This is a genomic window from Streptomyces sp. CBMA291 (genome assembly GCF_014596525.1).
Taxonomy (GTDB): domain Bacteria; phylum Actinomycetota; class Actinomycetes; order Streptomycetales; family Streptomycetaceae; genus Streptomyces.
The window spans coordinates 1-22,593 of the sequence record NZ_MSJP01000001.1 but is presented as its reverse complement, the minus strand read 5'-3'; the positions used below and the strand labels follow the sequence as shown (position 1 = coordinate 22,593).

At 71.0% G+C, this 22,593-nt stretch carries 18 protein-coding genes; 11 read left to right on the top strand and 7 right to left on the bottom strand.

The genetic code is table 11. The features are described from left to right. The first annotated feature begins 51 nt into the window (after nt 1-51). The 5 genes from lanKC (at nt 52) to BU197_RS00070 (ending at nt 5,855) form a co-directional block, all read left to right on the top strand. Nucleotides 52-2,598: a class III lanthionine synthetase LanKC gene (gene lanKC / locus BU197_RS00090; RefSeq protein ID WP_188266058.1), complete on the top strand. Its 2,547-nt coding sequence runs from the start codon at nt 52-54 to the stop codon at nt 2,596-2,598. Then, a complete protein-coding gene (locus BU197_RS00085) occupies nt 2,595-3,641 on the top strand; it encodes a glycosyltransferase family 2 protein (RefSeq protein WP_188266057.1) in 1,047 nt (348 codons plus the stop codon). The genes lanKC and BU197_RS00085 overlap by 4 nt, the downstream gene beginning before the upstream one ends. Nucleotides 3,642-3,729: 88 nt before the next feature. Beyond that, on the top strand, nt 3,730-5,019 hold the full coding sequence (locus tag BU197_RS00080; protein ID WP_188266056.1) for a YcaO-like family protein: 1,290 nt from the start codon (nt 3,730-3,732) through the stop codon (nt 5,017-5,019). Nucleotides 5,020-5,322: 303 nt separating this feature from the next. Continuing rightward, on the top strand, nt 5,323-5,604 hold the full coding sequence (locus BU197_RS00075; protein ID WP_188266055.1) for a type II toxin-antitoxin system Phd/YefM family antitoxin: 282 nt from the start codon (nt 5,323-5,325) through the stop codon (nt 5,602-5,604). Then, nucleotides 5,601-5,855 carry a Txe/YoeB family addiction module toxin gene (locus BU197_RS00070; RefSeq protein ID WP_188266054.1) on the top strand — a complete coding sequence of 85 codons (255 nt, stop codon included), beginning with the start codon at nt 5,601-5,603 and terminating at the stop codon, nt 5,853-5,855. The genes BU197_RS00075 and BU197_RS00070 overlap by 4 nt, the downstream gene beginning before the upstream one ends. A gap of 225 nt (nt 5,856-6,080) precedes the next feature. On the opposite strand, the gene BU197_RS00065 is transcribed toward BU197_RS00070, so the two are convergent. The 7 genes from BU197_RS00065 to BU197_RS00035 all read right to left on the bottom strand — a co-directional run bounded on the left by BU197_RS00065 (nt 6,081) and on the right by BU197_RS00035 (nt 15,502). Then, entirely contained in the window at nt 6,081-7,382 is a 1,302-nt protein-coding gene (locus tag BU197_RS00065; protein ID WP_188266053.1) for a hypothetical protein, read from the bottom strand. Further along, entirely contained in the window at nt 7,379-9,358 is a 1,980-nt protein-coding gene (locus BU197_RS00060) for a hypothetical protein (RefSeq protein ID WP_188266052.1), read from the bottom strand. Before BU197_RS00060 ends, BU197_RS00065 begins: the two co-directional genes overlap by 4 nt. Next, nucleotides 9,355-10,146 carry a toll/interleukin-1 receptor domain-containing protein gene (locus BU197_RS00055; protein WP_188266051.1) on the bottom strand — a complete coding sequence of 264 codons (792 nt, stop codon included), beginning with the start codon at nt 10,144-10,146 and terminating at the stop codon, nt 9,355-9,357. The genes BU197_RS00060 and BU197_RS00055 overlap by 4 nt, the downstream gene beginning before the upstream one ends. A gap of 301 nt (nt 10,147-10,447) precedes the next feature. Continuing rightward, nucleotides 10,448-11,707: a helix-turn-helix domain-containing protein gene (locus BU197_RS00050; RefSeq protein WP_188266050.1), complete on the bottom strand. Its 1,260-nt coding sequence runs from the start codon at nt 11,705-11,707 to the stop codon at nt 10,448-10,450. Nucleotides 11,708-11,985: 278 nt separating this feature from the next. Further along, nucleotides 11,986-13,284, bottom strand: coding sequence for a hypothetical protein (locus tag BU197_RS00045; RefSeq protein ID WP_223183134.1), 1,299 nt, complete (start codon nt 13,282-13,284; stop codon nt 11,986-11,988). Nucleotides 13,285-13,448: 164 nt separating this feature from the next. Beyond that, nucleotides 13,449-14,834 carry an AfsR/SARP family transcriptional regulator gene (locus BU197_RS00040; RefSeq protein WP_188266049.1) on the bottom strand — a complete coding sequence of 462 codons (1,386 nt, stop codon included), beginning with the start codon at nt 14,832-14,834 and terminating at the stop codon, nt 13,449-13,451. Between the two features lie 245 nt (nt 14,835-15,079). After that, nucleotides 15,080-15,502 (bottom strand): MarR family winged helix-turn-helix transcriptional regulator, encoded by a 423-nt coding sequence (locus BU197_RS00035; RefSeq protein WP_188266048.1) that lies wholly within the window; start codon nt 15,500-15,502, stop codon nt 15,080-15,082. A 113-nt stretch (nt 15,503-15,615) separates the two neighbouring features. Here BU197_RS00035 and BU197_RS00030 point away from each other — a divergent pair, with 113 nt between their 5' ends. From BU197_RS00030 to BU197_RS00005, 6 genes are all read left to right on the top strand, one after another. Next, entirely contained in the window at nt 15,616-17,076 is a 1,461-nt protein-coding gene (locus tag BU197_RS00030) for an MFS transporter (protein ID WP_317452159.1), read from the top strand. Between the two features lie 657 nt (nt 17,077-17,733). Beyond that, nucleotides 17,734-18,054, top strand: coding sequence for a hypothetical protein (locus tag BU197_RS00025; RefSeq protein WP_188266046.1), 321 nt, complete (start codon nt 17,734-17,736; stop codon nt 18,052-18,054). 22 nt (nt 18,055-18,076) lie between these two features. Next, entirely contained in the window at nt 18,077-19,288 is a 1,212-nt protein-coding gene (locus BU197_RS00020) for an acyl-CoA dehydrogenase family protein (protein WP_188266045.1), read from the top strand. After that, a complete protein-coding gene (locus tag BU197_RS00015; RefSeq protein WP_188266044.1) occupies nt 19,285-20,175 on the top strand; it encodes a hypothetical protein in 891 nt (296 codons plus the stop codon). The genes BU197_RS00020 and BU197_RS00015 overlap by 4 nt, the downstream gene beginning before the upstream one ends. After that, complete coding sequence (locus BU197_RS00010) at nt 20,172-21,161, top strand: HesA/MoeB/ThiF family protein (protein WP_188266043.1); 990 nt, start codon at nt 20,172-20,174, stop codon at nt 21,159-21,161. Before BU197_RS00015 ends, BU197_RS00010 begins: the two co-directional genes overlap by 4 nt. Before the next feature lie 127 nt (nt 21,162-21,288). Then, nucleotides 21,289-22,329, top strand: coding sequence for a TauD/TfdA family dioxygenase (locus tag BU197_RS00005; RefSeq protein ID WP_188266042.1), 1,041 nt, complete (start codon nt 21,289-21,291; stop codon nt 22,327-22,329). The last annotated feature ends 264 nt before the right edge of the window (nt 22,330-22,593 follow it).

The following is a 22,593-nucleotide window of genomic DNA, read 5'->3' as shown; positions in this document are numbered from 1 at the left end:
CGACGCAAGCGGCCGACTGGTGCCAGACACGGCCATTCGGCTAGGAGACCGATGGACTTCCGATACTTCGCCTTCTGCCAGCCCGGTGCCTTCTACGACGTGCCGGATCCCGACTCCGGGAACCTCGACTACGCCGGCACCAAGGCCGAACTGCCGTCCGGATGGACCCGGCACGCCGACAGCGAATGGGTGGTCTTCCACCCGCCCGTGCTGCGGCTTCCCGAGCAGGGCTGGAAGATCCACGTCTCGGCGACGCCCGAGAACGCCGAACGGATCATCGAGGTCGTCCGGGGCTACTGCCTGCCTCGCGAGGTGTCCTTCAAGTTCATCCGGTCCGAGTCGGTGCTGATCCGGCGCAACAGCAAGTACGGCGACCGGGGGAGCAGCGGCAAGTTCGTCACCGTCTACCCACGTGACGAGCAGCACCTGGCCGAGATCCTGGACGAACTCGGCGCGCTGCTCGAAGGAGAGCAGGGACCGTACATCCTCAGCGACCTGAGGTGGCGCTCCGGTCCGCTGTACGTGCGCTACGGCGGATTCGTCGCCCATCTCGTACGGTCCCCGTCGGGTGAGATGGTCCACTGCATCAAGGACGCGGACGGAAACTGGGTCCCGGACGTGCGCGGCCCCGGCTTCAGACCGCCTGCCTGGGTGGAGCTGCCCGAGTGCCTCCAGGAGGCAGTCGCGGCACGGAACGCGGGCACCCTGGGCGACTTCCCCTTCCGGCCGACGAAGGCCATGCACTTCTCCAACGGCGGTGGCGTGTACCAGGCCACCGACACCCGGTCGGGCGACACCGTGCTCCTCAAGGAGGCCCGCCCCCTCGCGGGTCTGGACGCCTCAGGCGCCGACGCGGTCGAGCGGCTGCGGAAGGAGCACTGGGCCCTGGAACACCTGGCGGGGCTGGACTTCTCGCCGACCCTGCTGGACTACCGCAAGGGACGTGAACACTGGTTCCTGGTGCGCGAGTACGTCGACGGCAAGTCGCTCCTGGGGGAGGTGTACAAGCGCAACCCCCTCCTGTCGCACGAGCCCTGCGACGACGAACGCCTGGGCGAGTACGCCCGATGGGCCCTGGACGTGCTGGGCAGGGTGGAACGCGCGGTGGACGCGATGCACGAACGGGGAGTGGTCTTCGGCGACCTGCACCCGAACAACGTCCTCGTGCGCCCCGACGGCCGGATCGCCCTGATCGATCTGGAGGCGAGCAGCGAGGTCGAGGCGGGAGCGCACCAGGCCATGGCCGCGCCCGGATTCCAGGCGCCGTCCGGCTACGGGGGTCGGGACGTCGACCGCTATGCCCTCGGCTGCCTGCGGCTGAGTGTCTTTCTCCCCCTTACCCAGGCACTGCCCTGGGACCCGGCCAAGACCGGCCAGTTCATCGACCTCGTCACCCGCCTCTTTCCGCTGCCGGACGACTTCGGGGACGAGGTCCGGCGGGACCTCGGTCCTGCCGCCGTCGCCGAGTCCCCGGTCGTGCCGCGGAAGCTCTGGCCGACGGACGGCTTCGGCACCGAGGGCTGGCCGGAGCTGCGCGGACGGCTGGCCGACGGCATTCTCGCGACGGCCACGCCCGGCCGTACCGACCGGCTCTACCCCGGGGACATCGAGCAGTTCCACGGGGAGGCGGGCGGCGCGAACCTCGCCTTCGGGGCCGCCGGTGTCATCTGGGCCCTCGCCCGGACCGGAACGGATGTCCCCGGCGGGCACCTCGACTGGCTCTCCTCCGCCGTGGACCGGATGAAGGCCCCGTCGCCCGGCTTCTACGACGGCCTCGCCGGCATCGCCTACGTCCTGGACGACCTCGGTCGCCGTGATCTGGCGGGAGGTCTTCTGGACCGGGCCGAGTCGCTGGTCACGGAGGACACGGACGACACCCTCTTCTCCGGGCTGTCCGGCCTGGGACTCACCCTGCTTCACCTCGCCGACCGGTGGGGCGAGTCCGGCCCTCTCGAACGCGCGGAGAAGCTCGCCGAGCGGATATCCGGCAGAGCGGTACGTCAGGTCGGACCGAGGAGGCGTCCCGGCCTGTTGCACGGTGCCTCGGGGAGCGCGCTGTTCCTGCTGCGTCTCCACGAGCGTACGGGGGAGGCGAAGTACCTGGACCAGGCGGTGCACGCGCTCCGCACCGATCTGGCCGACAGCGGTTGGTCCTCCGCCGAGGAGTCCGTGCGGGAGGAGGCGTGGCGCACGCCGGTGCTGGCGGCAGGGGCGGGGATCGCCCTGGTGCTCGATTCCGTCACGGCCCATGTCCAGGACCCTGAACTCACGCGTGCGAGAAGCGAGTTCGGCGAGCGTCTCGCCACTCCCTTCTTCGCCCACGCCGGTCTCTTCACCGGTCGGGCCGGCGCCCTGCTCGCGGTGGACCGGATGAGGGGGGCCGAAGACCGGGACGAGGTCGTCCGCAGTCATCTGGCCGCTCTGGGCTGGCACGCGGTTTCCCATGACGAGGCTCCCGCCTTCCTCGGTGACCAGTGCATGCGGCTGTCCATGGACCTCGCCACCGGATCCGCGGGAATCCTCCTGGCGGTCCAGTCCGTGCTGGGGGACGGGGAGCCGGGCCTTCCCTTCCTCGCCAAGGCCGGTACCAGGGCATGACGGCGTCCTCCCGTGCTCCCCGCGTCACGGTGATCTGCCCGACCTACAATCGCTCCGAGGCCATCGTCCGCACACTGGATTCGGTCCGCGCCCAGTCGTTCTCCGACTGGGAGATGCTGGTCGTCTCGGACGGCAGCACGGACGACACGGACGAGTGGGTCCGCGAGGCGGCCGACGAGGACCCGCGCATCCGGCTCGTCCGTGCCGGGCGACACGGCCATCCCAGTGGCCCCCGGACGATCGGACTGGCCGAGGCCCGGGGAGAGATCGCCGCCTACCTCGACCATGACGACCGCTGGCGCCCGGATCATCTGGCCGTGGTGCTCGACGCCTTCGACAAGGGCGCCGATGTGGTGGCCACCGCATGCGAGCGCCGGGACTCCGCGGGGCGGCTGGTCTCCCGCTCCGGCATCCTCGAACTCTGCTGGCATCCGCAGATCCAGTTGCTGGGACCGGTTTTCGAACCCTCACGCGTGGCCCACCGCCTGCCGCTCGCCGCGGCGGCGGGTGGCTGGCGCACGGGCATCGGCCTGGAGGACTGGGACCTGTGGCTGCGCATGGCCGACACGGGTCTGCGTTTCACCACTCTCGACGAGCACACCGCGGTACTCCTCGACGACAGCGGAACACGCCGCCATCGCACGGCCCGGCGGCACCGTCTGACGCTCGCCGTGTTCGACGATGCCCGCGAGGCCCGTCGGGTGCTGGAGGAGGTGCGGTCCGAGCGGTACGAGGCCGCTTCCCGCGAGGCGTACCTGCGGGACAACATCGCCTGGTACCAGCAGATGTCCCTGACACCGGAGTTCGTCACCCCCCAAGGGTGGGCGGGCGATGTGAGGCCGGAGCTTGAGCGGCTGGCCGCCGCCCCGGACCTGGTCCTCTGGCCTGACCTGGTCGTCGTGCCGGAGGGGCGCCGCTTCGCGGTGGCCCAGATGCAGTGGTGTTCCACCCCCGAGCACGCCGCACGGATCACGGAACTGGTGGCGGAGGTCCAGCGGGAACAGCTCGGTCTGGTCACCCGTATCGCCGAGGGCCGATGCTGACCTTCGGGGGAGCCCCGCAGGGTCCCCCCGCAGGAACCCCGACGCCGAAGATCAGCACTTGGAGGGCGGTCGCCACATGATCGACGTCATGAGGACCCTTGAGCCCTCGTCGGGGCTGACGCGCGGATACCACCTGGCTCCACCCCAGGGGGCCGAAAGCCCGTTGTGGAACACGATCGTCGTCCTTCGGCCCGTGGTCGGTCTGGACGACGAGGACGTTCCGATGTCGGCGCGGGTGGTGGGGGCGGCGGGGCACGCGCGTGCCGACGCCCTGCTGCGCGGTGCCGGCGAGGCGGTGGAACGAGCGGCCCTGCACCCCTCGAACGCCCTTCCCGCCGTCCGCGGACGAGCCGCCGAACTGTCGGCCCCCACCCTTCCCTGGCACGGACCGGAGATGGCACTGGCCGCTCCGCAGGCGGCGGAGGCCGTACTCGACTGGCTGCCGGCGCGACGGCTGAGCGATGACAGCCCGGTTCTGGTACCCACGGGACTGATCGACTTCCCGTACACGGACACGGACACGGCCGCCTGGTTCGACGCCGGTCCGTCCTGCGCCGCCTCCGGTAGTTCGCCGTCGATGGCGTTGCGCTCGGCGCTGCTGGAGATGGTGGAACGGGACGCGATGCTGGTCGCCTGGGAGTGCGGTCTGCGACTGCCTTCCTGGACCGACCTCTCGGCTGCCACGCTCCCGCCCTGCGAAGCGGCCGAGCGGATGGCGAAGAAGGCGCTGTCCGCCCTGTGGGGCAAGGCACGGGACGAAGGAATCGAGCCTTGTCTGGCCAGGATTCCCACCGCGGTACCCGGCCTGTGGTGTGTGGTGGGCTCGCTGATCGATCCGGCGGAACGGCCCGGGGCGCTCGCCTCGGTCGGTCTGAAGGTGTCCGACCGGCCGTGGGCCGCGCTGCTCGGCGCCTTCCAGGAGGCGTGGCAGGTGCGGGCCTGCTTGAAGGCCGAGCAGGAGCGATCGTCCGGAGACGCTCCGCCCGCACCGCACGGGATCGCATCCGAGCCGGATCGGATCCGGTACATGGTTTCCCCGGCCGGAGTGTCCTCGCTCCGCGAGTGGGTGGCCGCTTTCGTACCGGCGGGGCCGCAGCCCGATCCCGTCCGGGTCCCGGACGAGACCGTGCTGGCGGCGGTGCTCGCGGACGGGGCCGACCCGGTGGCCGTGGACCTCACCGCGCGGTTGCCGGAACCACTGCGCGCCATGGGGTGGCAAGCGGTGAAGGTGGTGCCGGCGGGTTATCAGCACCTGCGGATGGACGAGAGGCACCAGTGGAGCCGGAATGCCTTCAGGCTGGCGACGGCGGAGGCTCGCACAGGATGCGAGGCGATGTACCCGGAAGGCTCTCCCCACCGTCCTCACCCCCTGCCGTGACAAGCGTCAGGGGGGCGTACCGACCTCCGCGCCGGGACGGTGCCGGGATGCTCCCGGATGAGCGCGGGCCGGAGTGGGCGTGGTGGAGTTCCGGTTCGACGTGTGAGCGGATGAAATGACACGACGTCGCTGACGCGGTAAATATGCAGGTCAGAAGGGGTCCATCTCTCCGGAGGCGGGCCCCTGGGCTTTTCCCGTGCTGGGTGGGTGCTGGGTTGGCCGATCGGGCATCAGTCGTTTCCCCTCTCGGGTGACACCACGAGTGGTACGTTATTAAGTACCACTTGTTGGGAGGGTCGGGTCGTGTCCATCACTGCGAGTGAAGCCCGCAAGGAACTGTTTCCGTTGATCAAGAAGGTCAACGAAAACCATGAGGCCATCGAGATCGTCTCCAAGCACGGCAATGCTGTGCTTGTCTCGGCCGAGGACTATGCGGCGCTGCGCGAAGGCTCCTACCTCCTGCGCTCGCCGGCGAACGCCCGGCGTCTGCTCAAGGCGTATGAGAACGCCCTGTCGCACATCAATGTGTCCGAGCGTGAGCTGATCGATCCCAAGTCGCCGGACGCAGGTGTGGGTGCCGGGTGAGGCTGGTCTTCGAGGATCAGGGCTGGGAGGACTACACATCCTGGCTCAAGAACGACCGCAAGATGCTGGCCCGGATCAACAAGCTCATCGAAGAGGTCAGGCGTGACCCCTTCACGGGCCTCGGCAAGCCGGAGCCGCTGAAGTATCACCTGCCTGGAGCCTGGTCGCGACGGATCGATGACGAGCATCGCCTTGTCTATCTGGTGACGGACAAGGAGATCGTCATCCTCGTTGCCCGGTATCACTACTGAGTGGCGCGGTCGGGCGCAGGTCATGTGTCGACGGCTCGCCGAGTTCGCTCGTGGCAGGCCGACGGCGTAGCCGATGCGTCTGCGGAGCGGCCCCCGCTGAAGGCCAGACCGAGCCCCTCCTCCACCTCGCCCAGGCCCGCGCCGCCACCAGCGAGGCGCCGTCGACCGCAAGCGTTCTCTCCGTAGCCGAGGGGAAGGAACCTCGAAGAGCCGACGCCTACCGGATCAGCTTCCGTCCTCGTCTCCGGTGGGGGGTTCGGCGGGCCGGTGCGGGCTGTGCGAGGGATCCCAGAGGTGTGGAGACGCCATGTCGTCCTCATTCGTCTCCCACTGCTCTCTGTTGCTTTTGTTCACGCTGCTCTCGGCCGCCCAAGGTGTGAATACGTCGCTGAACGGCGGACCTTCGGGGGCTGAGGAGTGGGGCGGCCATGGCCCTGCGGGGTCTGCCTGGCCCGGGGAGTCGCCCTCTGGCTCCTCGTCGGGAGCCAGCCCAAAGGCCTGCCTGATCTCCGCGGCGGCCTCGTGCAGCCCTTCCGCTTCCATGAACCGCATCACACGGTGTGCGAGCACCACATACCCGTCCATATCCGGTTTGAGGCCCACAGCCGTCAGCAACAGACGCAGCCGATCAGCGACCCCCACCTCCTCCTCGCGGTCGAACATCTCCCCTCCAGGGCCACCCTCGTCCCACAGCGTTCTCCCGGTAGTGTCCCCGGTCCTCGCGTCCACCGGAGGGACGAGCAGGTGGCGGAAGAGCTCGGACACCTCCTCGTCATTGGCCGCCGCCGCGATCTGTGCCAGCGGGCCGATCATCTGGACGGCCTTCTCGATCTCGTTCTCATGGCGGGCCAGCCACCACACCACCGCGCTGCCCGTGCTCTTGAGTACGTCGTCGCCGAGGTAGCGCCGCTTGTTGCGCTCGTGCTGGCGCTCGTACTCCCAGATCTCCTCGTCCTTGCGGAGATCGTTCAGCTTCCTCAGGCGCTCGCGGTCGGCGGGGGCGAGAGCCAACGTCACATCGGCCGCCAGAGCCTCCACGCGTTCATCCCGGTCCGGGAGCGGGACGCTCAACTCCCCGTCCAAGAGGTACTGCGCGAAGCTCGCCCGCGCGGGTTCCTCGTGGCGGACGACCTCTTGGGCCCGGCTCACGACCGAGGCGACGGCCAGGGCGGGGGAGGCGCCGTCGGAGCGGCCGGTGTGGTTGGGGACAGGCTTCCACCATACGGTGGCAGAGAAGAGGAAGTCGTAGCCGTCGGTCGCGCTCGGCAGCGCCGCTTCGATCACCCGTGTCTCCTGGTACGGCTCTTCCAGCGGCGGCGCGGGCTCCTCGGGCTCCTCGGGCTCGTACGGGCCGTCCGACGTGTGGCCACTGCTGAGGACCGTCATCACGAGCAGCAGGGAGCCCGAGGTCGTGACCATGGACAGGAAGCCCCACAACCACGCCGACCAGTGCTGGAGGTTTCCGAGCACAGCCGGTGCGAGGCCGCAGAGAGCAACGAACAACATGCTGGAAAAACGGCGTCTCATCGTGCCTCTTCCGCGGCTCGTGGTCCGGCGTCCGCACGCTCCGTGCGGCCGTACTGCACGTGGTCGATGCGCTGCCAGAAGCGGGCGGCGACCGATGCCCGGGACGGGTGGCGCGCGGACCTGGCCCAGCCGCATGCGATGGTGTAGAGGCGATGAAGTGCGGCCGTGCGGCTGCGTGTCGCCCCGACCATCACGTCCAGCGCCGTCATCTGTGTGCTGTCGCCCGCCACCGCGTTCAGCCAGCCGCTCACCAGCGGGTTCCACAGCTCCGTCGGCGGCTCGGAGAACACCGCTTCCCAACCGGCGGAGAGGTCCGGCCACGGGGGCGGGTCAGGCGCCCGCTCGCGCATCAATAGCTCGGTGAGCAGTTGGAGATGCGGCTCTGCCTTGTGCGGCTCCCGACGCACCCTGTCCCGCAGGCGGTCGATCAGCAGTCGGTAGAGCCGACCGTCATGGCCGACGAGATGGAGAAGCGCCTCACGGGCCTCGCGCGCCGCCTCCCCATGCCGTGCGGCGAGATAGTGCAGCCGTACGACCGCCTGATCCGGGTGCGTCGCACTGAGGTTCTGGACGCAGACTGTCGTCAGGACACGTGCGAGGCTGTCCGACAAGGGGCCCGATCTCGCGACGCACTCGCGTATCCGCTTGCGAAACCATCCCCCGAACCTCTCGTGACCGAGCCCGAATTCGAGGGCCGCTACGGCCAGCGGATTCGAGGGCGTTCCGGTCGCGCGGTCCGCCCAGCGCGTCGCGAGGGCGAAAAGGTGGTCGGGCCGTTCGGCGGCGAGGGCTCGCTCGCCGAAGCGGACGACCAGGTTCACCCGATCGTCTGTGGTCAGGCCGTGCAGCCCGGCGGCGCGGTCGATCCAGTCTCTGAGGTCGTCGCGTACTCCGGGGAAGTTCGCCCAGAAGTACGTCCGCACGGCGTCGGCGTAGGCGAGCCGTTCGAAGCGAAGCCGCGCATCCGGATCTCGCTCGATCCCGAGCCGCTCCAAACGCTTTCCGAAGTCCATCCGCCCAAGCTCGGTCGTCGCCTCCTCCTGGTGCCCCACCGTCTTCAGCAGACCGTGCCATGCCTCGTAGACGATGTCGGCGCGGACCTCCTCGAACATGGCCGTCGCGAGCAGCAGGGCTCGGTCAGGTGTGGTGTGGACCGCGGTCATCTGTCGGCCGACCTCGCCGGCACGGTCGGTCACCGCGTGCATTGCCTGGTCGAGCCAGCTCCCGAAGTCGGCGCCGAACCGCCCGCTGTCGCGGGCGGCTCTCACCAGTCCCGCGAGTCGCGCCAGTTCCCGCATGGGGGAGCGATCGCATAACTGCCGGAGGGCGGCGTTCCCCAGATCCGTGGTGCGAAAGGGCATCAGGTCCATGCGGAGGTGCCGGGTGACGACGGCGATGCCCCTCGGCCGTCGCAGTCTCACCGTGTGCGGTACGAGGTCCGCCGGGTGGGCGTGCTCCATGCCCCACGGCAGGACGACGACCATGTGGGCCCCCTTCTCCTGGACCTGTGACCGGTGGACGGCCAGGCGGCGCTGGGCCTTGCGATACGCCTCCTCGTCGGCGATTCCGGAGAGGTCGAGGAGGAAACGGTCCCCTCTGCCGGGAGCGAGACGGTTCTCGTCCTCACTCGTGATGGGAAGCTCCTCGAACCGGATACTCTCCTCGCCGGTACCTCCTTCCTCACTGAACCCATGCAGCAACATGATCGCCGCGGCACGGCGGCCACTGCCGGGCTGCGCCTCCAGCAGCACCATCGATCCGGGCTTCTCCAGACGGCGGGCGGCGATGCGGTAGCCCACCGGCGGAACGAATCGGTCGGCCAGGCGCACCCGGTCCTCACGGGTGATCCGGAGAGACTCGACCCCTTTACGAATCATCCAGTCCGCGCTGATTCCGTAGAAGACGTACTGGTGCCCTGCGCCGTTGTTCACCGGGCCACGCGGATCGTTGACGGTGACGCGGTCCTGCTCAGTCATCGCCCTTCGTCCGAGCGCCGACGCTCGTGCTCGAAGCGCTGGTGGACCGTACCGCTGTTGTCGCCCGCCGTGAACTGGACCCCGGTGTTGTCGCCCTCGAAGTGAGGCGCGTTGTACTGATGGCCCGGACCGGTGTTCACGGGCCCCTGCGGCTCGTTGACGAAGGTGCCGGAAAGGTCTCCGTTCAGGTTTCCGATGCCGCCGCGCACGCGCTGCTCGACATCGCGTGTCCGCATCCTGTTGCGCTCGGTGCTCCTGGCCGACGTGGGGGCCGCCGCCTCTGTCCGCTCCCGCGCCGCACGGGCGTCCTTGTCCGCCGTACCGAGTTCGGGAAGGAGCCGGGCCAGGGCGTCGCCGAGTGTCCTCAGGTCCGATCCGGCGTTGCGGTGGTCGAACCGCCGGTACTGGCAGTCCGCCAGCTCCAGCAGATCGTCCGGGAGGGCGGCGCGGTCGATCCACGTGGTCTTTCCGACGAGCACGGGGATCACCAGGACCCCGCGGTCGAGCGCGGTCTGGATCTCGCGACGGGTCCAGTCCTGCTCGGCTTCGATGGCGGGGCGCCCGTCGGCCCCCCGTACCTCGGCCCAACGTGGGCCGATCACCGCGAGAAGAGCCTGGCACTCCTCTACTGCTTTGACCAATTCGCCCGGGAAGCGGTGGCCGGGCTCGATCGAGTTGCTGGCGAAGAAAATCCGCTCGTCGCCGAATCGGCGGGAGAGTTCCCGAGCGACCATGGTCGCCGTGGACTCCTCGTCGCCTGTGCGGTAGTTGACGAAGACGTGGGGCATGAAGGTTCCCTTCGTGAGAGGTAGACGGGTGAACGAGCGCGGCGCTGTGGACTGAGGGGTTCGGTCCGCTCGGGCCATGAGGTCCCAGCCGTGCGACGGCATGGTGCATCCACGGGAGGGCGTGCGAGGGAGGGCTCACTGCCTAGTGCGTCACCGGTCGCGGTCAGCTCGAAGGAGCCGGGTGTGATGCGGCGCGCCGAGTGGCTATCCAGAGGGTCCTGCCGGAGAACCGGGGAAACCGGTGAGCTGGGCGGCTTGAGGTTGGCTCGGTGGAGGAGTGAGCGCCGGGTCCGTAGGGCTTTCAGTCGTGCGCGGGGGCGAGTACGCGTGCCAACGCGGGCTGTAGATCACGTACGGCGCGGCTGCTTCGGAAGCGGGAGAGTTCCCGTGCGAGACGCCGGACATCGCTGTTCACCGTCGCCGACGGAACAGCAGGCATCACGCCGAGCAGCTCAGAGGCGATCGTGCATGCTTGCTCGACCTCTCCGGAAGCGGCGTGGGCCAGGGACCTGCGGAAGCCATACCTGGTGCGGGTGCGCAGCGCGTGTGGTGGCAGGCGGAGGCACTCCCGGTCGAGTAGCTCCGCGGCGGCCTTGGGGCGACCGAGGTCGTGCAGGCACCAGCCGGTCGACATCGCCGCCGGATCGCTCACATGGGAGGTACCGATCACGGGCTCGCCGCCGCTGCGGGCGTCGTCGCTCGCGAGGAGTTCCCGCGCCCTTTCGAGGCTGCGCAGGCAGTCGATTTCGTTGCCGTCGAGCGCGTGCCCTTGGGCCTCCCGTTGGGCTGCGAGTCCCCGGATGCGCGGCGGAAGTTCGCTGCTCTGGGCGCGGCGGGCCAGAGTGACGGTGCCGGCGGCGTCCCCGCCGTACATAGTGACCAGGGCGCGTCGTACCAGTGCGTAGGAACCGAGGTACGGATCACCCCCGGCGCGTGCCAGTTCGGCGGCCTCGCCCGTCCAGCCGAGTGCCGCGTCATTGTTCCCGGCCTCTTGGGCCATCCAGCCGGTGAACTCCGCGAACCGTGAGGCGAGCAGGAGTGCGGGAGCCCGGGAAGCGGACCGGGCGTCTGAGGCCAGCCCGGCGACCACGTGGGTCTGCGTCTCCAGCAGGGGCAGCAGGACCCCGGGCGCGGTGGACTGGCCGAGCTTTCGTAGCTGGTCGAACTGCGTGCGGAAGGAGGACAGGAGGGGATCAGTGGCGGGGGAGACCGCCTGGCTGCCGAGCTTCAGCCCGAGGTCGATCAGTACTCCCGTACTCGCCGAGAGGACCGCCCGGCGCCCGACGAGCGGGCGGCTCGGACGGGCAGGAGGTTCGGAGGCGCCCGATTCCGGTTCCGAGTCCGTCTCGGGAGGGGTGACGAGGTGCTGCAGCTCGCCGTCTGCGCCGAGGAAGGCGTCGCACCGCCGGGCCAGCTCGGGTGATGCGGCACGCTGCCCACGTTCGACCTTGCTGAGGTGTCCCTTGTCGTAATTGAGCGCCACGGAGAACTCGGTCAGAGTCAGCCCCGCTTCCACTCGTAGGCGGCGAAGTTCGGGGCCGAAACGTAAAGTCGTGCTCATCATCAACCTCCCCTTGAACAGGGTCTACGAGGATCGTCCGTCTTCATGGAGAGCCGTCATCCGACGACCATCGAGCGATACGAAACCCGACGGTGAACACCCGCTGTGACGGCGTCGCTTCGCTTCGCATCCGAGAGGGAGTCTGGCACGACGGGTGCGTGGACAACCGTGGTTCGGCGTCGTTGCCTGTTGCCTCTTTCTGCGCCGGGTGCGGTCAGTGCTTCGGCGGACGTGTCCGGCAGCCCCATCCCTTCATGGGCAGCGCAGCCCCTGGGGTCCTAGAAAAGGCTCCTCTCCGCCCCCGGCAGTCTGTGCCACAGGTCCAGCCAGTCGGGGAGGAGGAAGAGGGGGCGGGTCAGGACGAGGTCGCCGGCTCGTTGGGGGCGGAGGGCGAGGCCCAGTTCGGCGAAGACCGGGTCGGCGGTGGGGGTGCGCATCAGGCTGCCGGGGCGTGGTGTCGTGCGGTGGACGAGCCAGTTCTCCACGTGGGAGGGCGTGCAGCCGGTCAGCGGGGCCGCGTACAGCCTCACCTGGGGGCCCGTGAGGGCGTCCACGGCCACGCAGCCCAGGCGGTCGTTCCGGAAGAGGGCCCTGATGCCGTGGCCGGGGAAGTCCGCGTGGTCGAGGCGTCGGACTTCGCCGTGGTGGGCGGCCAGCGAGCCTGCCGGCCGTTCGCCGAGGGCGCCCGCGACCTCCGTCAGGGTCATGCCGAAGTGCAGCGGGCCGACTCCTCCGTACGGGGTGAACGTCCACTCGGCCCGTTCCTCCTCCCGGGCGATCCGCCAGGGGCCCCGGTACCCCGGTTCGCTTCCCGGCGCGGCCACCGGCGGCTCCGGCACCGGGGCGCCCGGTGCCGGGCGGGCGGGTGCCGGGCGGGCCCGGTGCTCCGGTGCCGCGGTGCCTCCCGGGTGGCCGGTCGGCTGCTTTCGGTCCTCCCCGCCGGGGGCGCCGTCGTCCTCGCCCCAGGCCGTCAGCCGCTCCCGGGCGATCCATCGGTAGTACGAGTCCGCGCTCACGGCCAGGACCGTGCGGACGGCGGGCGCGTACCGGGGGGCGTACGAGGCGAGGGCGGGGTCCGCGAGGAGGAGCGCGACCGTCGCGAGCGCGGCCTCCCTCACCTGCGGATCCGGGTCCTCGCAGAAGGCCGCGACCCGGTCGTGGAGCACGCGTCGCGCCGTGTGGGCCGCGGTGAGCGGATCTCGCGCCGCCTCCGCGCCGGTCCCGGCGCCGGCCCCCGCATCGGCTTCCAGGCGGGCGATGTCGGCGAACGACGCCAGCCAGTCGAGCAGTTCGGCGCGGAGTGATCGTCGGCCCGAGCCGCGTCGCCAGCGGTCCTCGGCGAGGGTGCGGGGGTCTTCGAGCAGCCGGGCCACCGCCAGGGCCGCCGATGTGGTCGCCGGGGACGTCCGTCGTTCGTCGAGGAGCAGTCGGTACAGGTCGCCCACCGCCCGTACCCGACGGGAGGGGGCCGCTGCCAGCACACCCGCGATGATGTCCGGTGTGTCCGGTCTGTACGCGGAGCCCGTGCCGGAGTCGGTGGAGGCCTGCGGAGGATCCGGGGGCGTCTCGTTGATCACGGCCGCAGTCTTTCAGCCGGTTCCCCGTCGATCGGCGGGCCGCGCGGGGTCATCGGCGAACCCGAGCCGGGAAGGGGTGGGGGAGGGCGCCCTGTACGGCCGGTCCCCCGGAGGCCCCGTTGCCTCTCACCGGCCGCCGCCCCCGTGTTCCGAGGGCCGGGCGATCAGACCAGGATGGTCGTCGACCAGGGCACCGCCGCGTTCCAGCCGGGCCAGAGGCTCTCCGGTTCGGCGCGGGCGGTCAGGACGACCAACAGGGGTGTCCGGCCCGCCAGCTGGATCGTCTCGGCTATGCAGGCGGGGACGGCGTCGCCGAAGCGGTGCAGGTTCTCGGCGACCACCACCAGGGGGCTGTGCGGGGTCGAACGGCGCAGGGCGGCGCGCAGGTCGTCGGCGAGGGCGGCCCCGTCCGGGCCGGTGCGGACGTTCCACACGGTGGCCTGGCCGTCCCGGCGGAGCCTGTCCGTGAGTTCGGAGAGGAGCCAGCCCTGTCCCTCGCCGGTGTTCCCGGCGAGCGTGACGACGTGCGGGCGCTGCTGGCGCTGCACCAGGGCCAACAGGGCGAACAGGAGATCGAGTTCGGGGTCGGAGGGGGCGTTGAAGCCGAGTTCGCGGGCGGCGTTGCCCTCCGAAGGGAGCAGGGCGGGGTCCTGCTGGATGATCGCCTGGTGCAACTCCCGTACCTCACGGCTGGGCTGGACGCCGAAGTCCCTGGTCAGCTGCTGCTGGAGCCGCTCGTAGGCGCGCAGTGCCTCGGCCTGGTGGCCCGCCCGGTAGAGGGCGAGCATGAGGAGCTGGCAGGAGCGTTCCCGGGCGGGTTCGGCGGCGGTCGCGGCCTCCAGGCAGTTGATCACCTTGAAGTGCTGTCCGTTGCGGAGCTGGGCGTCCCAGAAGTCTTCGAGGGCGGCGGTCCTCGCGCTGTCCGCCGCCGCCAACTGGGGCCAGTCGATGCCGGACGCGGCGAGTTCCTGTCCGGCGCGGCCACGCCAGAGCCGGAGCGCGGCGCGCAGGGTGCGGGCGGCGCTCTCGGGCTGTCCGGCGGCCAGCGCGTCGTGGCCCTGGGCGGCGAGGACCCGGAACCGGGCCAGGTCCAGGGCTTCCGGGGCCAGTCGCAGCATGTAGCCGGGGGCCTTGTTGACCAGGGACGCGACCTGGGCGGGCACGCCGCCGCGGGCCAGCACCCCGCGCAGCGCCGAGATCGTGTTCTGTAGCACCTTGCGCGCCGTCGCCGGGGCGTCCCCGGCGGGCCACAGGGCCTGCATGAGGTCGCTGGTGGCGACCACCTGGTTGGCGTGGAGGAGCAGGAAGGCGAGGACGGCGCGCTGGTTCATGCCGCGCAGCGGCAGGGGGCCGGTGGAGGTGACGATCTCCAGCGGCCCGAGAATCCGGAAGGAGACTTCCGGCCCTTCGGGGGGTCCGGGCCGGGACTTTCCCGACGCGCCGGCCCGTATGAGTCCCGGGCTCTGCGAGCCGGGCTGGGCCGCCGTGCGCGGCCTGCGGGCCGCCGCCGGGCCTCGGGCGGTCGTGCGCGGCATCGTCTGGTTGAGCATGATGACCCCCGTATCCCACTGCTGCCGGGCGAAGGCACGGCCGGCCGTGGCGCGGCTCGGTCGCGTGCCTTCGCTCTTCCTGGGGGTATTGGTGAACCGACCCGGGGTTCCGGCACGCGGACCCATACGGGTGCGACGTGGCCGCCCCCCGGTCAGCCACCTCTATTCGTCCTCGGCACGAGACTAAGGGCGATGAAAGGAATTTCGTCGACGCTATCAGCAAGCCCGATGGCGTCGCCGTTTGATTACCGAGGTGTGGTCGTCAGTCCCATGACGTCCCGTACCTCGGTGCTGTTTTCGGCCACTTCGCGCAGTACCGCGTCCATGGTGGTCGCGGACTGCGAGAAAAGCTCGCGGCCGGACTGTGTGAGCCTGACGTGGAATCCTCTCTTGTCGGTGGGGCAGGGCTTGCGTTCGGCGTAGCCGCCGCCGACCATCTGGGCCAGAAGGCGGGAGACCTGAGGCTGGCTGCGGGACGCGCGCGAACTCAGTTCGCCCGCCCGGATCCAGCCATCCTCGCCTTCCTCATGCGCCATTACGTCCATGATCTCGAAGGCGCTGGCGCACAGGCCGTGGTTCTCGGACAGTGCGCGCTCGGCCGCGTTGTTGATCTCCGCGCAGGCGCGGGTCACGGCCACCCAACGTTCGGTCAGAGCTGTTGTCGTCACGCTCCTCATCGTAGGTTCGGCATCAGCCCCTTGTCTATGCATGCGTATGCATGTACTGTCAGCGGCAGGTCGATGCATTCGAATAAATCTTCATGTACCCCGAAGGAGACACGGTGACCGAGCAGGCGTTAGCGCCCCACCCGGCCGATCAGGGCGTAGAGCAGTCGCCCGCGCAGGCCCCCGCCAAGGCCCCCTGGACCGCCCTCGTGGTGGTCGGCGTCGCCCAGCTGATGGTCATGCTGGACTCGACGGTCGTGAACGTGGCGCTCCCCTCCATCGGAGCCCAGCTGCCCGCCGACCAGACGGCCATGCAGTGGACCATCAGCGCGTACGTCCTGATGCTCGGCAGCCTGCTGCTCTTCGGCGGCCGGGTCTCGGACGTCTTCGGCCGCCGGCGCACCTTCGTCACCGGTCTCTCCGGCTTCGCCCTCGCCTCCGTGCTCTGCGGCATCGCGGGCAACCAGGAACTGCTCGTGGCCGGCCGGGCCATCCAGGGCGCGGGAGCGGCCCTGCTCTCCGCGGCGGCCCTCTCCATCATCCTGGCGGTCTACCAGGACGAAGGGCAGCGCAAGATCGCGCTCACCGCCTGGAGCGGTCTCGGCGTCATCGGCGCCACCATCGGTGTCGTGCTCGGCGGTCTGATCGTCACGGCCATCAGCTGGCGCTGGGCCTTCCTGATCAACATCCCCATCTGCATCGCCGCCCTGATCGGCGCCCTGCGCAGTATGCCCGCCCTCCGCGCGAGCAGCGGCCGCAAGCTCCGCCTGCCCTCGGCCCTCGTCTCCACCGCCGGACTCGCCGCCCTGTCCTTCGGCCTCATCCGTCTGCACGAGGGCTTCGGCGACCGGAACGCCTGGATCAGCATCGGCGCCGCCGTCCTCCTCCTCGCCGCCGTGACCTTCATGGAGGTCGGCCAGGCCGACCCGCTGCTCCCGCTCCACCTGCTCCGCAAGCCCACCTACTGGCTGTCCAGCGTCGGCCTCCTCCTGGTGGCCAGTGTGATGATCAGCAGCTCCTACCTGGCCAGCATGTACTTCCAGCAGGCCCACGGCATGAGCGCCTTCGTCACCGGACTCTCGCTGCTCCCCATGGGCCTCGCCGCCCTCGTCGTCGCCCTGGTCGCACCGTCCCTCGCGAACGCCCTCGGACTCGGCGGCATGTACGTCACCGGAGCCGTGCTCCAGCTGATCGGCACCGGCATCCTGGCGACCGGCACCGGCAGCGTCCCGCTGACCATCGTCGCCCTGGCCGTCATCGGCGCCGGTCTGCCCGCCTGCTTCGTCCCGCTCTTCGGCATCGGCACCTCCCACGTCAAGCTGGAGGAGTCCGGGGTGGGCTCCGGCCTCCTGAACACCTTCAACGAGACCGGCGCCGCCCTCGGCATCGCCGTCATCGGCACCATCCTCGCGACCTCGGTCGACGGGAGCCTCGAAAAGGGCGACTCGGTCGGGACCGCGACCACCGCGGGTGTCGGCGACGGCTTCCTGGCCCTGGCCATCTGCTCCGCCATCGCCATCGTGATCGCCTTCGTCCTGCGCTCGCTGACCCGCACCCCCCAGGGCGCCGACGCCTGACCGACCTCCCCGGAACGCCGCCGGGCCGACCCGCCCGGCGACGCTCCACCGGCGACCGGCCGGCACGACCCGGCCGCCGGTCGGGACCACCACACGACTCCCCCTCCCGAACGTGGGCTTGCAGCCGCTCCGGCCGCAAGCCCACTTCGCGTTTCCCGGGGCGAACGCGCCACCCGGGGGATGTTCCGAGCGCGACCGCCGGGGGAGTACGGACACGGCCCCTGGGTGGGTACGGACACGGCCTCCGGAGGCGTACGGGCGCGGCCCCCGGAGGCTGTGCGTGCCGCCCCGGAGCCGTACGCCCGCCGCCCCGGAGCCGTACGCGCGTGCCCCCTCCGGCCACACCTCCCGCCCCCCTTCCGGCCACCAATGGACGGCTGATTACCGCTCGCTGGATTGCGCGTTCCACTCCCGTGGAAGGGGAATTGAATTCATGGACAGGGTCGCCGGGCGGTCTGTAGGTTAACAATCAACTGCTTGTCCGGTGCGGCGAAAGAAGAAGCCCGACGGGATGCGTCCGGGTCGAATTCGAATCGACCCGCATTTCGTACGGAATCGTTCCCGTCATTCATTTCCGTCGGGTTCGCGAGAAATTCAACACCTGCACGGCAGCCGGTATTCATCCGTGATTCCGCCCTCAAGCGCGAAGGAATTCGCATGGCCATCTCGCCCGAAGAGCTTCCGAACACGCTGTCCGCGGCCGCGAAGGCCGCCCCCGCCTGGCAGGCCGCGGGCGCCACCGTCCGCTTCGTGCTCTCCGAGCCCGCCGCCGACCTCACCCTCGACCCCGCGGGAGAGCTGACCGACGCGGAGCCGACGCACGTCCTGCGCATCAGCTACCCGGACCTCGACGACCTCGCCGCCGGCCGCCGCACCTTCCTGCGGACCGTCACCAGCCGCCGCGTCTCCTCGCACGGACCGGTCATGCAGACGTTCGCCGTCGGGCAGGCCCTGACGACCTTCGCCCTTCCGCGCTGAACGCCCCAGACAAGGAATCCCCATGACGTACACCCACAACCCGGCCGCCCACCCGCTGCTCGACTCCTACGAGTCCGGCGTCCTCGACCAGGTCGTCGCCTTCGCCCGTGACGAGGTCGCCCCCGGCGCCGCCGAGCGCGACCGCATCGAGAAGGGCCAGATCGACTGGGACACCGTCCGCAAGGGCCACGCCCTCGGCCTGCTGCGCATGGCCATCCCGCGCGACTTCGGCGGCCTCGGCCTGAGCCAGCTCGCCCTCGCCCTGACCCTGGAGGAACTGGCCGCCGCCGACCCCGGCATGGCGCTCGTCTTCGGCGCCACCGGCCTCTTCCAGACCCCGCTTCTGATCTGCGGCAACCCCGAACTCCAGGGCAAGTACCTGCCCGCCTTCCTCGGCCCGGAGCCGGTCCTCGCCTGCAACGCGGTCGCCGAGGAGAAGAACGGCACCGACCTCGTCCTTCCCCAGCAGGTGCCGCACGCCCAGGACATGACGATCGCCCGCCGTTCCGGCAGCGAGTACCTGCTCACCGGCACCAAGCGCTACATCACCAACGCCCCGGTCGCCACCTACGCCACGGTCATGGCCAACCTCGACGAGGGGCCCGGCTCCACCGGCCTGACCTGCTTCGTCACCGAACTGGAGCAGGACGGCGTCACCCGAGGCGAGATCCACGACAAGGTCGGCTACCGCACCGCCCCCGCCGGCGAACTGATCCTCGACAACGCCCGGGTGCCCGAGGAGAACGTCATCGGCGACGAGCGCGGCGGCTGGGACCTCAACGTCGCCATCGGCAACATCACCCGCGTCACCTGCGCGGCCGTCGCCACCGGCATCGCCCGCCACGCCCTCGACCGCGCCGTCGAGTGGGCCGGTACCCGCCGACAGGGCGGCCGGCTGCTCTTCGAGCACCAGATGTCCGCCCGCAAGCTCGCCGACATGTCCGCCCGGGTCTCCGCCGCGCGCGCCCTCTACCTGGACGCCGTCCTGAAGGCCGACACCGTCATCCCCACCCCGGCCTACGAGCCCGCCGTCGCCAAGCTGGTCGCCGACCGCGCCGCCATCGACAACGCCGACGCCGCCATGAGCCTCATCGGCGCCGCCGCCTTCCAGCGCGAGGACGGCATGGACCGGATCCTGCGCGACGCCTACGGCCCCCGCATCTACGAGGGCAGCCCCGAGGCGCTCGCCCTCGTCATCACCGGCGAGCTGTTCGGTGTCCCGGAGGTCCGGTGACCACCGCCGCCCCCCTGCGCCCCACCACACCCGACTCCTACCGCGAGCGGGTGCTGCGGGCCGCCGCCGACACCCGGCTGCCCGACCTCGACGCCCTGGTCGACGGCGAGCCGCTGTTCCGCTCCACCAGCCCCGAGGGACTGCTGACCCTCACCGTGCGGGGCGCGCAACTGCCCGCCGCCTACCTCGACGACGTCTACCGCTTCCGCCTCGCCCAGTACCTCAAGCGCGGCTGGATCGACGAGGACCTCGCCGCCGCCGCCGGCCTCGCCGTCGAGCCGTACGACACCCACGCCCTGGAGGACCAGCACACCCTGGTCGTGGAGACGGAGACCGGGATCCTGCGGGGCTACGGCACCCTGGCCCGCACCCGCAGCCCCGAGCACACGCTCCTCGGGGACGACACCCACCTGCCGTTCGTCGTCGAACGCGACTACGGACTGCGGCTCGCCGACGAACTCGGCGCCACCACCCCCTCGAACCGGGTGTGGGAGGGCAAGCGGCTCATGCGCGACTACGCCATGGAACGCTCGCAGGCCGCCGTGTCCGTTCCCTGGTGGGTCTACCGGGGCTGGGCCGAGGGCTGTCTGAAGGCCCTGGCGGAGGAGGGCGCGGCGATCGTCGGCGACGGAAAGCCGAACGGAGCCATCCTCCAGCTGTCCCTGCTCGGCTTCCACGCCCGGACCCTCGACGTACCGGCCCTCGCCGTCGACCCCGGCGACCTCTTCGCACCGATGTGGGACCAGCAGCAGCGCTCGTACCCCTTCGTCCTCACCGGCTCGGACGCGCTCCGGCCCACCCTGGACCACCTCGACGCGGTCCTCGCGTCCGGGACGCCCGGGTCGGTCGCGGCCCGGCTGACCGCCTTCCGGGAGGCCAGGGCATGAGCCGGCACACGGACCAGGGCAGCCCGCCCGACGTGGGCACCCCCGAGGAGGCCCGCGAACTCGCGGAGGAGACCTATTACGCCTCCCTCACCCAGCGCAACCGGGGCCTCATCCCCGCCGCGCTCCAGGAGCAGATCCGGCACACCCCCCTGCTCATCGCGGGCTGCGGCTCCATCGGCGGGGCCACCGTCCAGCCGCTCGGCCGCATGGGATACCGGGACTTCGTCCTCGCGGACGTCGGCACCTACGAACTGAACAACCTCAACCGGCAGCACGCCACCGTCGACGACCTGGGCCGCAACAAGGCCGAGGTGGGCGCCGACGCCCTGCGCGCCATCAACCCGCACGTCAAGGCCGAGGTGGTGCCCGTGGGCATCACCCGGGAGAACGTCCGGGAACTCGTCCGGCGGGCCGAGATCATCGTCGACGGAGTCGACGTGACCACCCCGTCCGGGCTGCGGGCCAAGATCGCCCTGCACCAGGAGGCCTGCCGCCAGCGCAAGCCGCTGGTCACCGGCTGGGACATGGCGGGCATGCTCGCGGCCCAGTGCTTCGACTACCGGCTGGTCCGGCGGATCTTCGACGGGCAGCTGCTGGCCGAGGACGCCGACGTGCTGAGCACCTGGGAAGTGATCTTCCGCATCGCCCCCCGGTCGCACATCCCGGGCGAGATGTACCGCGAACTCCGCCAGGGCCTCGGCCGCCCCGACTACAGCGTGCCGCAGCTCACCGAGGCGGCGACCCAGTTCGGCTCGCTCGCCGTCCACATGGTCAACCAGCTGGTGGCGGGCGAGGACGTACCGCGCACGGTCGCCGTCGACGTCCACCACATCGCCCTGACCCCCGGACGCCGGGTCATGGACCGGGTCACCCGCCACTGGGAGAAGGCCCGCTTCCTCAACAACCTGCCGCGCGAGCAGGCCTGGCGCGGATTCAGCCCCGCCGCCGTCTACCGGCTCAGCCGCCGTCCCGCGCCGGCCGCGTAATCGTGCCCCGCCCAGGCGACGACCACACCGCCGTGCCCCGCCCAGGCGACGACCGCCCGGCCCGCCGATCGCCCGTCGACGGCAGCTCCCCAGCACGCGGCACGACCCGCAGAAAGGAAAGCACCACATGAGAAAAGAATTCGCGTACGTCGACGCGCGTACGACCGGAATCGTGCTGAGCGAGACCGAGTCCGGCATCCTGGAGGCCGCCGCGCTGCGGCTGGCCGCCCAGTACACGGACAGCTCCCTGCACAACACCGACCTCCTGCACGCCGTGGAACTCGCGGCCGCCGCACTGCCGAGCGAGGTCCGGCGCGCGCTCATCTCCTTCCGGGACGAGGGCAACACCAGCGGCACCCTCCTGCTGCGCGGGCTTCCGCTGGGCAGCCTGCCGGCCACCCCGGACCGGCCCGAGGACGAACCGGAGTGGACCTCGGTCTCCGTGGCGACCCTCGCCCAGCTGATGGTGATGTCCGTCCTGGGCCGCGCCATCTCGTACAGCGACGAGAAGAACGGCAACCTCGTCCAGGACGTCAGCCCCAAGCGCGGCGCCGAGCAGCGCCAGGAGAACAGCGGCTCCATCCTCCTCGAACTGCACACCGAGGACGGTTTCCATCCCGCCGCCCCGCACTTCCTGAGCCTGATCTGCCTGCGCGGCGACCGCGACGGGATCGCCGCCACCGTGACCGGCGGCATCGGCGACGTCCTGCCGGAACTCGACGCGAGGACCGTCGCCACCCTGCGCCGACCGGAGTTCCGGACGAAGTTCAGCACGTCCTTCGTCCACGACACCGACGAGGAGGTCCTCGCCCCGGCCGCCCCGGTGCTCTCCGGCACGGAGACCAACCCGGACCTGCGGGTGGACTTCCACGGCACGGTCGGCACCACCCCCGCCGCGCGGGCGGCCCTCGCTGCCCTTGAGGACGCCGTCCTCGGCTCCCTGCGCGGGATCGTCCTCGAACCCGGCGAGCTGATCATCCTCGACAACCGGCGTACGGTGCACGGCCGTACGGGATTCAACCCGCGCTACGACGGCGCGGACCGCTGGCTGCGCCGCTCCTTCGCCCTGGCCGACCTGCGCCCGGTCCTCGACGACCTCGGCGAGGGCCGCAGCCACAACGCGATCACCGCGGGACAGATGGCTCCCGGGCTCGCCGCGGCGGCCTGACGGCCCCCGGGCCCGAGCCCGCGCCGGGCGGCCACACCCCGCGCCCGCGCGCCGACCCCTCGCCCAGCCCCTCCGACCCTCGCCCCACCCCCCCCCCCCCCCCCCCCCCCCCCCCCCCCCCCCCCCCCCCCCCCCCCCCCCCCCCCCCCCCCCCCCCCCCCGCCACCCCCCCCCCCCCCCCCCCCCCCCCCCCCCCCCCCCCCCCCCCCCCCCCCCCCCCCCGCCGCCCCCCCCCGCCCCCCCCCCCCGCCCCCCCCCCCCCCC

Coding starts and splice junctions, on each gene's coding strand:
- BU197_RS00020 (WP_188266045.1), top strand. CDS start 18,077: ATGACGTACACCCACAACCCGGCCGCCCACCCGCTGCTCGACTCCTAC.
- BU197_RS00010 (WP_188266043.1), top strand. CDS start 20,172: ATGAGCCGGCACACGGACCAGGGCAGCCCGCCCGACGTGGGCACCCCC.
- BU197_RS00050 (WP_188266050.1), bottom strand. CDS start 11,707: ATGAGCACGACTTTACGTTTCGGCCCCGAACTTCGCCGCCTACGAGTG.
- BU197_RS00060 (WP_188266052.1), bottom strand. CDS start 9,358: ATGACTGAGCAGGACCGCGTCACCGTCAACGATCCGCGTGGCCCGGTG.
- BU197_RS00065 (WP_188266053.1), bottom strand. CDS start 7,382: ATGAGACGCCGTTTTTCCAGCATGTTGTTCGTTGCTCTCTGCGGCCTC.
- lanKC (WP_188266058.1), top strand. CDS start 52: ATGGACTTCCGATACTTCGCCTTCTGCCAGCCCGGTGCCTTCTACGAC.
- BU197_RS00005 (WP_188266042.1), top strand. CDS start 21,289: ATGAGAAAAGAATTCGCGTACGTCGACGCGCGTACGACCGGAATCGTG.
- BU197_RS00025 (WP_188266046.1), top strand. CDS start 17,734: ATGGCCATCTCGCCCGAAGAGCTTCCGAACACGCTGTCCGCGGCCGCG.
- BU197_RS00085 (WP_188266057.1), top strand. CDS start 2,595: ATGACGGCGTCCTCCCGTGCTCCCCGCGTCACGGTGATCTGCCCGACC.
- BU197_RS00040 (WP_188266049.1), bottom strand. CDS start 14,834: ATGCTCAACCAGACGATGCCGCGCACGACCGCCCGAGGCCCGGCGGCG.
- BU197_RS00055 (WP_188266051.1), bottom strand. CDS start 10,146: ATGCCCCACGTCTTCGTCAACTACCGCACAGGCGACGAGGAGTCCACG.
- BU197_RS00080 (WP_188266056.1), top strand. CDS start 3,730: ATGAGGACCCTTGAGCCCTCGTCGGGGCTGACGCGCGGATACCACCTG.